This is a genomic window from Lysobacter sp. Root690 (assembly GCF_001427785.1).
In the GTDB taxonomy this organism is placed as follows: Bacteria; Pseudomonadota; Gammaproteobacteria; order Xanthomonadales; family Xanthomonadaceae; genus Lysobacter.
In genome coordinates, this window is the sequence record NZ_LMHM01000012.1 from 882,602 (window position 1) to 895,072 (window position 12,471).

The 12,471-nt window shown below is 68.2% G+C and carries 11 protein-coding genes and 1 pseudogene; 9 read left to right on the forward strand and 3 right to left on the reverse strand.

Annotated elements, in window-relative coordinates:
* Positions 1-884, forward strand: a pseudogene (locus tag ASD86_RS27250) (hypothetical protein); the annotation flags it as partial.
* A gap of 1,585 nt (positions 885-2,469) precedes the next feature.
* On the opposite strand, the gene ASD86_RS11680 reads toward ASD86_RS27250, so the two are convergent.
* Both ASD86_RS11680 and ASD86_RS11685 read right to left on the reverse strand, forming a co-directional pair.
* Positions 2,470-3,468, reverse strand: coding sequence for a hypothetical protein (locus ASD86_RS11680; RefSeq protein ID WP_056110513.1), 999 nt, complete (start codon positions 3,466-3,468; stop codon positions 2,470-2,472).
* A 14-nt stretch (positions 3,469-3,482) separates the two neighbouring features.
* Entirely contained in the window at positions 3,483-4,889 is a 1,407-nt protein-coding gene (locus tag ASD86_RS11685) for an NAD(P)/FAD-dependent oxidoreductase (protein ID WP_082578276.1), read from the reverse strand.
* 219 nt (positions 4,890-5,108) lie between these two features.
* On the opposite strand from ASD86_RS11685, the gene ASD86_RS11690 reads away from it, so the two are divergent.
* From ASD86_RS11690 to ASD86_RS11720, 7 genes are all read left to right on the forward strand, one after another.
* The gene (locus ASD86_RS11690; protein WP_056110515.1) at positions 5,109-5,378 is read left to right on the forward strand and encodes a phosphopantetheine-binding protein; all 270 of its coding nucleotides are present in this window, start codon (positions 5,109-5,111) and stop codon (positions 5,376-5,378) included.
* Positions 5,379-5,650: 272 nt separating this feature from the next.
* Complete coding sequence (locus ASD86_RS11695; protein ID WP_235567725.1) at positions 5,651-6,358, forward strand: ketosynthase; 708 nt, start codon at positions 5,651-5,653, stop codon at positions 6,356-6,358.
* 271 nt (positions 6,359-6,629) lie between these two features.
* Positions 6,630-6,950, forward strand: coding sequence for a dehydratase (locus ASD86_RS11700; protein ID WP_056110517.1), 321 nt, complete (start codon positions 6,630-6,632; stop codon positions 6,948-6,950).
* The gene (locus ASD86_RS11705) at positions 6,947-7,927 is read left to right on the forward strand and encodes an acyltransferase (RefSeq protein WP_056110519.1); all 981 of its coding nucleotides are present in this window, start codon (positions 6,947-6,949) and stop codon (positions 7,925-7,927) included. The genes ASD86_RS11700 and ASD86_RS11705 overlap by 4 nt, the downstream gene beginning before the upstream one ends.
* On the forward strand, positions 7,839-8,573 hold the full coding sequence (locus tag ASD86_RS11710) for a LolA-related protein (protein ID WP_304438430.1): 735 nt from the start codon (positions 7,839-7,841) through the stop codon (positions 8,571-8,573). The genes ASD86_RS11705 and ASD86_RS11710 overlap by 89 nt, the downstream gene beginning before the upstream one ends.
* Complete coding sequence (locus ASD86_RS11715) at positions 8,573-10,939, forward strand: MMPL family transporter (RefSeq protein WP_056110742.1); 2,367 nt, start codon at positions 8,573-8,575, stop codon at positions 10,937-10,939. The genes ASD86_RS11710 and ASD86_RS11715 overlap by 1 nt, the downstream gene beginning before the upstream one ends.
* Positions 10,926-11,408 carry a phosphotransferase gene (locus ASD86_RS11720; RefSeq protein WP_235567726.1) on the forward strand — a complete coding sequence of 161 codons (483 nt, stop codon included), beginning with the start codon at positions 10,926-10,928 and terminating at the stop codon, positions 11,406-11,408. Before ASD86_RS11715 ends, ASD86_RS11720 begins: the two co-directional genes overlap by 14 nt.
* On the opposite strand, the gene ASD86_RS26705 is transcribed toward ASD86_RS11720, so the two are convergent.
* Positions 11,354-11,785 (reverse strand): hypothetical protein, encoded by a 432-nt coding sequence (locus ASD86_RS26705; RefSeq protein WP_157476526.1) that lies wholly within the window; start codon positions 11,783-11,785, stop codon positions 11,354-11,356. The two genes, ASD86_RS11720 and ASD86_RS26705, sit on opposite strands and share 55 nt — an antisense overlap.
* Before the next feature lie 113 nt (positions 11,786-11,898).
* Here ASD86_RS26705 and ASD86_RS11725 point away from each other — a divergent pair, with 113 nt between their 5' ends.
* Complete coding sequence (locus ASD86_RS11725) at positions 11,899-12,408, forward strand: hypothetical protein (RefSeq protein WP_056110521.1); 510 nt, start codon at positions 11,899-11,901, stop codon at positions 12,406-12,408.
* The last annotated feature ends 63 nt before the right edge of the window (positions 12,409-12,471 follow it).

Sequence of the window (12,471 nt, forward strand, 5' to 3'; positions counted from 1 at the left end):
TGCGTTCGGTCGCGCTAATACGGTCAACGGCGTCAACGGCAATGCCTTCGGCGGCGACAACACCGTCGCCGGCGCCAACGCCACCGCGATCGGCAACGGCAACACCGCCAGCGGCGCGAACAGTCTCGCCGCCGGTTTCAACAGCCAGGCCACGGCCGCCGATTCGGTGGCCCTGGGTTCCAACTCGATCGCCGACCGCGCCAACACGGTGTCGGTGGGCGCGGCGGGCGCGGAACGCAACATCGCCAACGTCGCCGACGCGACCGCGGCGACCGATGCGGTCAATCTGCGTCAGTTGCAGGCGATCGGCGATGGCTTCGTGATCCGCGGCACCCAGACCGGCGCGAACAGCGTCGCGGCCGGTGCCGGCAGCGAGTCGAGCGGTGCGGGCAGCAGCGCGCTGGGTTACCAGAGCGTCGCCAGCGGCATCGATTCCTCCGCGGTCGGCCGCGCCAACGTCGCCAGCGGCGCCGAGAGCGTGGCGGTCGGTACGGTCAACGAAGCCAGCGGAGATTTCTCCAGCGCGATCGGCTACGTCAACCAGGCCAGCGGCGAAAACAGCAGCGCGGTCGGCAATTTCAACATCGTGACCGCCGAGGGCGCCAATGCCTTCGGTCGCGCCAACCAGGTGACGGCGCGCAACGCCAACGCGGTCGGCGGCGACAACGTCGTCTCGGCGGAGAACGCCAATGCGATCGGCAACGGCAACACCGTTGACGGTGTCAACGCGACCGCGCTCGGTAGCGGCAACACCGCCAGCGGCGCCAACAGCCTCGCGGCCGGTTTCAACAGCCAGGCCACGGCGGCCGATTCGGTGGCCTTGGGTTCGAACTCGATCGCCGACCGCGCCAACACGGTCTCGGTCGGCGCGGCCGGCGCCGAGCNNNCTGCAGAACGCGATCACCACCGCCGGCGACGGCTTCGTGATCCGCGGCACCCAGACCGGCGCCAACAGCGTCGCGGCCGGTGCCGGCAGCGAGTCGAGCGGCGCGGGCAGCAGCGCGCTCGGCAACGGCAGCCTCGCCAGCGGCGCGGGTGCGTCGGCACTGGGTGCAGGCAACACCGCCAGCGGCGACGACAGCACCGCGGTCGGTGCGGCCAATGAAGCCAGCGGCAGCGGTTCCAGCGCGGTCGGTTTCGTCAACACCGCCGGTGCCGACGATGCCNNNCGCGTTCGGTCGGGCTAACACGGTGACCTCGGTCAACGGCAATGCGATTGGCGGCGAAAACACCGTCAATGGCGACAACGCCACCGCCGTCGGCAACAACAACACCGCGACCGGCGCCAACAGCGTGGTGCTCGGCAACAACAGCCAGACCACCGCGGCCGATTCGGTCGCGCTGGGCAACGGCTCGCTCGCCGATCGCGCCAACACGGTGTCGGTGGGCGCGGCCGGTCGCGAGCGTCAGATCGTCAATGTCGCGGCCGCCAGTCAGGACACTGACGCGGTCAACCTGTCGCAGCTCAACAACGTGATGGGCGTGTTCGGCGCCGGCGCCAGCTTCACCGGCGGCGTGTTCGTCGCGCCGACCTATACGATCCAGGGCAGCGCGTTCAACGACGTGGGCTCGGCGTTCGGCGCGGTCGACGGACGGATCACCGATCTGTACGGGCGCATCGCGGCGATCCCGGCCGGTCCGCAGGGCCCGCAAGGACCGCAGGGTCCGACCGGCCCGCAAGGTCCGCAGGGCCCCGACGGTCCGACCGGTCCTCAGGGTCCGCAAGGCCCGGGCGGCTCGCCGTTGTCGGCGAACTACGACGATGCCTCGCGTAATCAGCTGACCCTGGAAGGCGCCAACGGCACCCGCGTGTCCAACCTCGCCGACGGCACCGCGCCGACCGACGCGGTCAACCTGCGGCAGATGCAGGCCGGCGACGTGGCCTCGGTGCAGACCTCGACCAACTACACCAACACCCAGATCCAGCAAGCCAACACCCGCGCCGATGCCGGCGACGCGCGCACCCTGCAGTCGGCCAACAGCTACACCGACCAGCGCATCAGCAATTTGAACCTGGACTTCGGCACCTTCCGTTCCGAGGTCAACGATCGGTTCGAAGACCTCGATCGTCGGGTCAGCCGCAACGGCGCGATGTCGGCGGCGATGGCGCAGATGTCGGCCAACAACGCCTACGCCAAGCCCGGCCGCGGTCGCTTGTCGGTCGGCGCCGGTTTCCAGGAAGGCGAAAGCGGCCTGGCGATCGGTTACGGCCGCCGCATCAACGAGAACGTGTCGATCAGCATCGGCGCGGCGTTCTCGGGTTCGGAGAGCTCGGGCGGCGTGGGTTTCGGGGTCGATTTGTAAGGCCGGGATTAGGGGTTAGGGATTAGGGATTGGTCAGTGCGCCAGCGCTGGCCATCCCGATCACAACTCGAAAACCAAGAAAAAAGGGAGGCTTCGGCCTCCCTTTTTCGTTGCATCGATTCACGGGCTTTTTCTAATCCCCAATCCCGAATCCCCAATCACGGCTCATCCATGCACCCCGTCGATCTCCACCCGCAACTCATACCGGCAGATCGCCGCATGCAGCAGGATGCGCGGGACGCGGTTGCCGTAGCGGCGGTCCAGCGCCGCGGCGACGGTGTCGATGTCCTGCACGTCGCGCACATAGACCTTCAGGCAGCTGCCGGCGCCGAACGCGGTCGGCAGGTTCGGCCAGCGTTGCCGCGCGGCGTCGATCAGGCTGTCGAAGTTGGTCAGGGTTTCGTCGAGCTGGGCCAGCACCGATTCGACGTGCTTGGATTCGTGACCGACCACGGCCGCGGTGCCCGACAACAGCAACGGCATCGCGCCGGGCTGCGGCGGCAGCATCGCGCGGGCGAAGCTCGGCGACTGCGGGCCGTACTGGCGCGGGTAACGATAAGCGCTGACCTGGCGCGGGTTTTCCAGCGGCGTGCCGGGCGTGCGCGACGCCAGCCAGTACACCTGCAGGCGGCGCGCGCCGTCGACCCGGCCGATCGCGGTCGCGGCCGGCAGGCGCGCGATCGGGAAGTCGCCCAGTCCGGCGGCGCGGCCGACGCAGAACACCCGGTAGCGTTCTTCGTCGCCGTGGCCCAGGGTGATGCCGTCGAGGTAATTCCAGATCCGCAGCAGATGCGGATATCCGCGCTGCGCGGTGAACGCGATCAGCTTGCGGTACAGATACTCGGCCGCGCGCGCGATCTCGCCGTTGGTGGCTTCGCCGGGCAGCGGCTCGGGCTCGTCGAGTTCGATCACGCCGAACTGCAACGCGCCGTCCTCGGACCAGGCCAAGTCGCCGTCGCGGCCACTCGAGACCGGGCCGCTCGCGCGCCAGCGTTCCAGGCGACGGTCGCCGAACGGTTCCAATGCAACCCGCAGATAGCGCGGGTCGTCGTGATGCGGCGCGTCCTGGCCGAAGCCGAACACCGCCAGGGTGTCGTCGTGCGCGAGCACCTGCTCGGGCGTGCCGTCGAGGTAATCCACCTGCAGGTGCGGGCCGGTCAGCATGGCGGGCGCGGCGCTCACGGATTGCCCTGCTGCAGCGTGTCGCCGCGGAACTCCACGCCGACCTGGCGCTTGCGCCGCAACCAGCCGCGCAACGCCTGCGGCGCCATGCGCACGGCGGTCATCGCATAGATGAAACGGAACAGGCGCAGGCGCCGCAGCACCGCCTTGTTGTCGAATACGTCGCCCGCCAACATCGAGATCACCGCCTGTTCCACCTGCCAGAAATTGCGCGGCGCATTGAACAGTTCGCGCATCACCGGGGTGGTGAAGCGATAGATGAACCACTGGAAATGCCTGAGCCCGCGCTTGAGTCGCACCACCATGCCGCGTTGCAGTTCGGCCTCGCGCGCCGGTTCGCGCAGCGCGCCGTCGACCACCGAAGCGGCCTGCTCGCCGCTGTTCATGCCCAAGTAGACCCCGGAAGAAAAAACAGGATCGACGAACGCATACGCATCGCCAACCATCACCCAGCCCGGCCCGGTCATCTGCGAGCAGGTGTAGGAATAGTTGCCGGTGACATGCACGTCGCCGCAGCGCTGCGCGCCCTGCATGCGCTTGGCCACGGACGGCTCCGATTCCAGCGTCTGCATCAGGAATGCCTCGGTCTCGCCGCGGCGCTGCTTGAGGTATTCGGGGAAACACACCGCGCCCACGCTCATCACATCGCCCTGCAGCGGGATCAGCCACATCCAGCCATGCGCGAAACGCTGCACGGTGATGTTGCCGGCGTCCTCGCCGTCGCGGCGCTGCACCCCGGTGAAGTGGCTGAAGATCGCCGCCGACTGATGCAGATTGTTTTTCTGCTTGAGCTTGAGCTGCGAGCCGATGAAGGTGTCGCGACCGCTGCCGTCGACCAGATAGCGCATGCGGATGCGCAACTCGCGGCCGTCGTGGTCGCGCGCGATCGCCGCGACCGGGCGGCCTTGATCGTTGAACTCGACCTTCTCGACCTTGACCCGTTCGCGCGCGTCCACGCCGTTGGCCTGGCTGTGGCGGAACAGCAGTTCGTCGAACTGCTCGCGCTTGACCTGGAAGGCGTAGCCGAACTGCGGATTGAGCGCGCGTTCGAAGCGGAAGGTGTTGTAGCGGTCGGCGTCGATCGGGAACTCGGCGCCGGGCTTGTGGGTGCCGATCGCGCGCACCTGTTCGAGCACGCCGAGGCGTTCGAGGATCGCCAGGTTCATCGGCAGCAGCGATTCGCCGATGTGAAAGCGCGGGTGGTTGCCTTTCTCCAGCAGCAGCACCTTCCAGCCCTTGCGCGCGAGCAGGGTCGCGGTGGTGGTGCCGGCCGGGCCGCCGCCGACGACGAGCACGTCGACCTCGAGCTGGGTGGTGTCGTCCGGCGGCGGGTTGGAGTGGTGGGACGCAGCGGCGCCGGCGGGCGTGGCGGCCGACCCGGGCAGGGAAGCAGGTGAGTTCATGCGCAAATGATAGCCTGCGGCTCCGCCGGACTGTGCGCTGGTCACGTCAAGACGCAGGGCAGCAGATTTATCGGCGAAAATGCGCAAGCGGTTGAAATTGCTGGCGAATGAGGCGGTCGGGTGGGGCGGTCGCGGGGCCCGCGCGCTGTGACCGGTTGCACGCTGCGCCGCGATGAAGGATCGTGGCGCCCCTCGCTTACGCCGTTACCGGATCGCCCGATGTCTGAACAAAGCCCCGCCGAACGCGAACTGGCGCAGTTGCTGGTCGAGAGCCTGAATCTTGAAGACGTGGCGCCGGAGCAGATCGAGCCGGACGCGGCGCTGTTCAACGACGGCCTGGGCCTGGATTCGATCGACGCGCTGGAACTCGCGCTGGCGATCACCAAGCGCTACGGCTTCCAGCTGCGCTCCGACAGCGACGAGAACCGCCGCATCTTCGCCTCGCTGCGCGCGCTGTCGGCGCATATCGAACAGCACCGCGCGGCTTGACCCGTCGCGCTGGCGTGGATGTAGCTTTGAATCGGCGCGTTTGGATCGGCCCTTTTGATCGGGTCGGTTGGATTCAGACCGTTTGATTCGGCCCCTTTCGGCGCAATCGGTCCAACTGGCAGGTTTGGCGTGATTCGGTCTGCTTCGGCGCGTCCCCGCCTGGTCCCGTATCGCTCATCCATGCCGTTCGGCCGGCGCACCCGGCGCGCGCCGCCGTTATCGTGGTCCGTCATGCACGCCCCGCCCACGCGCCCCGCCGGACCTTCGATCCCGTGAACGATTCATCGTCCAGCCTCAGCGGACCGGCGCGACTGCTGCTCGCGATCGCCTATCCGTTGCTGGCGCACTGGGCCAGCCACGAAGGCAGCGGAGTGCTGGCGGCGTTGGCCCTGGCCGATCTGGTGGTGTTCGTGACCATCGACGGCTTGCTCGGATTGCGCGCGCTGCCATGGATCGCGACCGCGCTGCTGCTCGGCGCGATCGCCGCGATCGCGCCGACGCCGTACGCGCAGATGCTGCTGCTGACCCCGCCGGTGCTGTTCAACGCCTGGCTGGCGTGGTGGTTCGGCCGCAGCCTGCGCGCGCCGCGCGAGGGCCTGATCACCCGCATCGTCGCGGCCCTGCACGGCTGTGCGCCGCGCGAACTCGCCCCGGACCTGTACCGCTACACCCGACGCCTGACCCTGCTGTGGGCCTTCGTGCTGGCCGGGCTGGGCCTGATCAACGGTGCGCTGGCGATGATCGCGGTGCCCGACGGCGTGCTGGCGCAACTGGGCTACACGCCGGTGGTCGCGATCACCCAGGAGCAATGGTCGTGGTTCGCCAACATCCTCAATTACGGCGTGGTCGGCGGCATGTTCGCCGGCGAATACCTCGTCCGCCGGCGTTTGTTCAAGGACCGGCCGGAGAAGGGATTCTTCGATTTCCTGCGCAAGATGGCGCAGTTGGGGCCGGGGTTTTGGAAAGAGCTGTTTTCGTGAGCGACTGATTTGTCGCCGGAAATGAATTCTTCTCCCGCTTGCGGCGACCAGAGGGAGTGCAGAGCTGAGAAGGTGGCCCGAAGGGCCGGATGAGGGAGCGAGTGTGGGTGAACCCGCGAGTTGCCGACGGCCCTCACCCCAGCCCTCACCCCAGCCCTCTCCCGCAAGCGGGAGAGGGGAGCTAACAGGAAAACTGCAGGATTTCGTCACGCTTCCCAGGCGCCTGCTTTATCCTTCGGCTTCACCAGCCGCGCCGTAGCCTGACCACATCATGCCGTTCGCCCTCGCCGCCGATCATCCCTGCCTGCCGGGCCACTTTCCGGGCCGCCCGCTGGTACCCGGCGTGGTGCTGCTGGATCGGGTGATCGAAGCGGTCGAAGCGTTACACGGTCCGCTGAACGGTTTGCGCCTGCCGCAGGTGAAGTTCCTGCGACCGTTGCTGCCGGAGCAGTTGGCGCAGATCGAACTCGACACCGTCGGCGCGGCGCGCTGGCGGTTTCGCGTGCTGCATGCGGGCGAGCTGTTGGCCAGCGGCGAGATCGTCGCCGAGCCGCCGTCCGCTCCAGCGACCGTCACGGACGAACCGGCATGAACGACTCGCATTGGAAGCAACGCCCCGAAGGCGGCAGCCGTTTCGCCTTCCACCTGATCCGCTTCATCGCCAGCAACGGCGGCCGTTCGATCGCGCGGCTCACGCTGTACCCGATCGTCGCCTACTTCCTGATCGTGCGCGGTCCCGAGCGCCGCGCCTCGCGCGCGTACCTGGCGCGGGTACTCGATCGCCCGCCGAGCTTGTTCGACGTCGCCCGCCATATCCACACCTTCGCCGCGACCATCCTCGACCGCGTGTACATGCTCAGCCGCGGCATGGACCGGTTCGACGTCAACATCAGCGGCCTGGAACCGATCGACCGTCAGCTCGACCGCGGCCAGGGCATGCTGCTGTTCGGCTCGCACCTGGGCAGCTTCGAAGCGCTGCGCGTGCTCGCGCGGCAACGGCCGGACCTGAAGGTGCGGGTGGTGCTCGATCGCGCCCACAACCCGCAGCTCACCCAGTTGCTCGATACGATGGATCCGCAGATCGCGCGCAACGTCATCGACGCCGGCCAGGACGGGCCGTCGATCGTGTTCGCGATCAAGCAGGCCACCGACGAGGGCGCGCTGGTCGCGCTGCTGGTCGATCGCGCCGCGCCCGGCGAACCGTCGACCAGCGCCTCGTTCCTCGGCGCGGGCGCGCAGTTCCCGACCGCGCCGTGGCTGATCGCGGCGGCGCTGAAACTGCCGGTGGTGCTGGGCTTCGGCCTGTACCGCGGCGGCTCGCACTACGACCTGGTGTTCGAAACGTTCAGCGAGGGTGTGGCGATCGAACGGCATAACCGTCCGGCGATCCTCGCAGCGCTCGTCCAGCGCTACGCCGAGCGCTTGCAGGCCCACGCCCGCAGCGCGCCTTACAACTGGTTCAACTTCTACGATTTCTGGCATGCCGATGACCCCCAACAAGCACTGCCTGACGCTGGCGTTGGCGCTGATGTCCAGCGTCGGGTCGCTGCACGCCGCTCCGGTTACTGAGGTCGCGCTCGCGCAGACCGCTGCGTCGTCGCTGCCGGCGCCCGACGCGCCGGCCGATGCGAACCTGATCCTGCCGCGCCTGGCCCAGCCGATTCCAGCGCGCACCGATTTCGTCGAAATGCGCGGCTCGGCCTTGCTCAAGGTGCCGCTGCGCGTGTCCGGCGAATACCGCCGGCCCGATGCCTCGACCCTGGTGCGCGAAGTGCGCGCGCCCTACGCCGAGACCACGACCATCCGCAGCGGCGCCCAGCCGGGCCAGGGCGAAGTCAGCATCGCCCGCGCCGGCAAGCCGGCGAAGAAATTCTCGCTGTCGCGCGCGCCCGAGCTGGTCGCATTGCAGGCCAGTTTCGGCGCGCTGCTCGGCGGCGATCGCGCCGCGCTCGAACAGCACTATCGCCTGAGCGCGGAAGGCACCCGCCGGCAGTGGACGATCACGATGACGCCGAAGGACGACAAGGTCGCCGCGCGCATCCGCGAGATCGTGCTGCTCGGCCGCGACGATGAACTGCGCTGCATCGAAACCCGTCCGGCCCGCGGCAACGAACAACAGCGCACCTTGCTCAGCAGCGCCGCGCGCGAAGCCGCCGGCATCGACGATGCGAGCCGGCTCGCCGCGTTGTGCCGCGGCCACGGCGCCGCGCGTTGATGACGCCCGCGCGTCGGATCGGCTTCGCCCTGCTGTGGCTGGCGCTGCTCGCGCTGGCCGGCTGGGCGATCGGCAGCCAATTGAAACTCAGCGGCGACCTGCGCCGATTCATGCCGAGCGCGCAGACGCCCGCGCAGAAACTGCTGATCGACGAACTCGGCGAAGGCCCGGGCTCGCGCCTGCTGCTGATCGCGCTCGAAGGCGACGATCCGGCCGCGCTGGCCGTGCAATCGACGGCGCTGCGCGAACGCCTGAGCGCGCAACCGCAATTCAAGCTGGTCGCCAATGGCGCCGGCTTCGGTCTGGAGTCGGTGCCCGAGCGCCTGCGTCCCTATCGATACCTGCTGACTCCGACGTTCGACGATCAGCCGCTGGACGCGGCCTATCTGCGCGACCAGCTCGACACCCGCGTGCAGGACCTGGGCTCGCCGGCCGGCGAATTGATCGAACCGCTGCTGGCCAGCGATCCGACCCTGGAAATGCTGCGTCTGGCCGAAGCCTGGCAACCGGCGCAGGCGCCGCAGACGCTCGACGGCGTGTGGTTCGACCGCGCCGGCAAGCAGGCCTTGCTGGCGGTGGAAACGCGCGCGGCCGGGTTCGATCCGACCGGTCAGCAAAGCGCGATCGACGCCATCCGCGGCGCGTTCGAACAGGCACGCGGCACGAGCGCATCGCGCATCACCATCAGCGGGCCGGGCGCGTTCTCGGTCGAGATCGGCGGCCGCACCCAGCGCGAAGCCAGCCTGATCGGCAGCATCGACAGCCTGGTGTTCATCGCGCTGTTGTGGCTCGCGTATCGCAGCTGGAAGGCGCCGTTGATCGGCGGCCTGCCGCTGGCGACCGCGGGCCTGGCCGGATTGGGCGCGGTCGCGGCGATCTTCGACGGCGTGCACGGCATCACCGTCGCGTTCGGTTTCACCTTGATCGGCGTGGTCCAGGATTACCCGATCCACTTGTTCAGTCATCAGCGGCCCGGGCTGTCGCCGTGGGCCAGCGCGCGCAGTCTGTGGCCGACGCTCGGCACGGGCGTGGCTTCGACCTGCATCGCTTACCTGACGTTCTTCGTGTCTGGCGTCGACGGCCTGCAGCAGCTCGCGGTGTTCACCATCGTCGGCCTCGCCACCGCCGCGCTGGCGACGCGGTTCGTGTTGCCGGCGTTGATCGATCCGGCGCCACGCGATGTCGCCACCTCGGTGCGATTGGCGCGGGTGTGGAGCGCGCTCGCGCGCTGGCCGCGCCTGGGCGTGACCAGCGTGTCGCTGATCGCGGCGCTGGCCCTGGCGGTGATCCTGTTCGTGCCGGGCGCGTTCTGGCAGAACGATCTGGCCAAGCTGACCCCGGTACCGGACGCGGCGTTGGCGCGCGACGCGCAATTGCGCGGCGAACTCGGCGCGCCCGATGTGCGCTACATCATCGCCATCGAAGGCCGCGACGCCGAGGCCGCGTTGCAGGCCTCCGAAGCGCTGCTGCCGGAACTGCCGCTGCTGCGCCAGCGCGGCGCGATCGCCGGATACGATCTGGCCGCGCGATACCTGCCGAGCGTCAAGACCCAGCGCGAACGCCAACTGCGCCTGCCCGACGCGTCGAGCCTGCGCACCGCGCTCGACAGCGCGGTCGCGGCGACCCCGTTCCGCAGCGATGCCTTCGCCGATTTCCTCAATGATGTCGAACGCGCGCGGCACGCGCCGCCGCTGACCCCGCGCGATCTGGCCGACACGCCGCTGGCGGTCAGCGTCGACGGTCTGCTGTTGCAACGCGGCGATCACGCCACCGCGCTGGTGTCGTTGAGCGGGCTGCACGATCCGGCCGCGGTGGCCGAAGTCGTGCGCAAACACGGCGGCCAGCTGCTCGATCTCAAGCAGGCATCGGAGTCGCTGGTCGCCGAATACCGCGGCCGGGTGTTGCTGGCCCTCGGCCTCGCCGGCGTGCTGCTCGCCGCCGCGGTGTGGATCGCGTTGCGCTCGCCGCGACGGGTGCTGCGCGTGCTCGCGCCGATGGCCTTGACCACTTTGCTGATCCTCGCGGTGCTGCGCGGCCTGGGCGTGGAATTGAACCTGTTCCACCTGGTCTCGCTGATCCTCGCCGCCGGCCTGGGCCTGGATTACGCGCTCTTCTTCGACCACGCCGGCGACGACCGCGCCGAACAACTGCGCACCCTGCACGCGGTGATCGTGTGCAGCCTGACGACGCTGCTGGTGTTCGCCCTGCTTGGCCTGTCCTCGATCCCGGTGCTGCGCGCGATCGGCGCCACGGTCGCATTGGGCGTTGCGTTCAATTTCGTGCTCGCGTTGCTGATCGTGCGCGAACCGACCGCGATGTCCGATGCCGACGCTCTCGACGCGGAGGCCGGCGATGCGCACGCGTGAGGCGATCGCCGCGCTGATTCCGCATCAGGGCCTGATGTGCCTGTGGGAAGAAGTCGTCGAATGGGACGACGAGCGCATCGTGCTGCTTAGCCACGGCCATCGCGATCCGGCGCATCCGTTGCGGCATGCGCAGCGTCTGCACGCGGTGCATTTGTGCGAGTACGGCGCGCAGACCATGGCCGTGCATGGCGGCCTGCTGGCCGCGCGCGATGGCGTGGCGATCCGTCCCGGCGTGCTGGTCGCGCTGCGCGGGGTGCAATTGCAGGTCGCGCGCATCGACGATTTGCCGGGCGCGCTTGAAGGTACGGCGCGCAAGCTGATCGATACCGGCGAGAGCTGGCAGTACGAATTCGAGATCCGTCATGCCGGCGATCTGATCGCGCAGGGGCGCGCGGCGGTGATGGCGCGGCCGGATCAGTCAGTTTCGGAGTCGGACGGATCATCTTCGCAATCTTCCTCGTCGGCATAGTGCTGCCATAACCAGTCCAGGCTGCCGCGGCTGAATTCCTCGACGTATCGCGGATTGAAGAACACACGAAAGCCGCCGCCCCAAAGAAACTGGACTTGCCAGAATTCTTCTTCGACGTAGAACTCTTCCGATGAGACTTTCACCGCCCATGGCGACTGGAAGGGGAGTGCGGGCGACCAGTTCAGAGTTCGCTTTTCGCCTGCCGTCGAAATCAAGTCGTACTCGCATGCTACCGAGGGATGTTGATTCCTCTCGAATTCGGCATCAAACCAGTTTCCGTCGTGACTGACTGAGATCACCTTGCCCAGACAGCAATGGCCCGACTCGATGAATACCATGGGCCTTCCCAGGAATTGATCGAAGTTCGTCGTGCTCATGCGCTGATGTCTATTTGGGCTGAAGTCCGGTTTCGATGATTTCACACTGCTTGGCGCCACACGTTCCTCCCGACAAACGCGCTTAAGCCGCGTGCTCGCCGAGGACCGGTCCCATGCCCATGCAATTCCATTTCGACGATCTGAGCCTGCATCACGACGAAGCGCAGGTCGGCCATCGCTTCACCCTGCGGGTCCGGCTCAACCAGCGTCGCGGCGCGCGGCTGGCCTGGTTCGAACGCAACGATCGCCACGACGACCGCGATGTTCCGCAGGACACCTGGGTCGACATGCACCGTTTGTTCGGCACGGATCTGCCGGTGTTCCAGTCGTGGCTGGACAGCACGGTCGATAGCGGTCGGACCGAACTCGACTTCCCGGCCTTGTCGTGCATGCGGCTGCAGCCCTATGCGCGACGCACCCTGGAATGGTGCGTGGTGGTCGTCGACGGCGAGGACGAGCGCGGCGATGAGGACGACACCCGCGAGTGGGCGATGTGGCGCGGCGTGCAGGAACTGGCCTGCGACGGCGAAGGCCGGGTGTTCACCCACACGCTCACTCCGGGCCAGTCGCTGCACGGACGCAGCGATCAGCCGCCGCATCCGGACGACCGACCGCAGTATTGATCGGCGCGCGCCGGAGCTTCGCCCCCCAGCGACCGTCGCGCACCGTTTCCGGCGGGTCCCCGT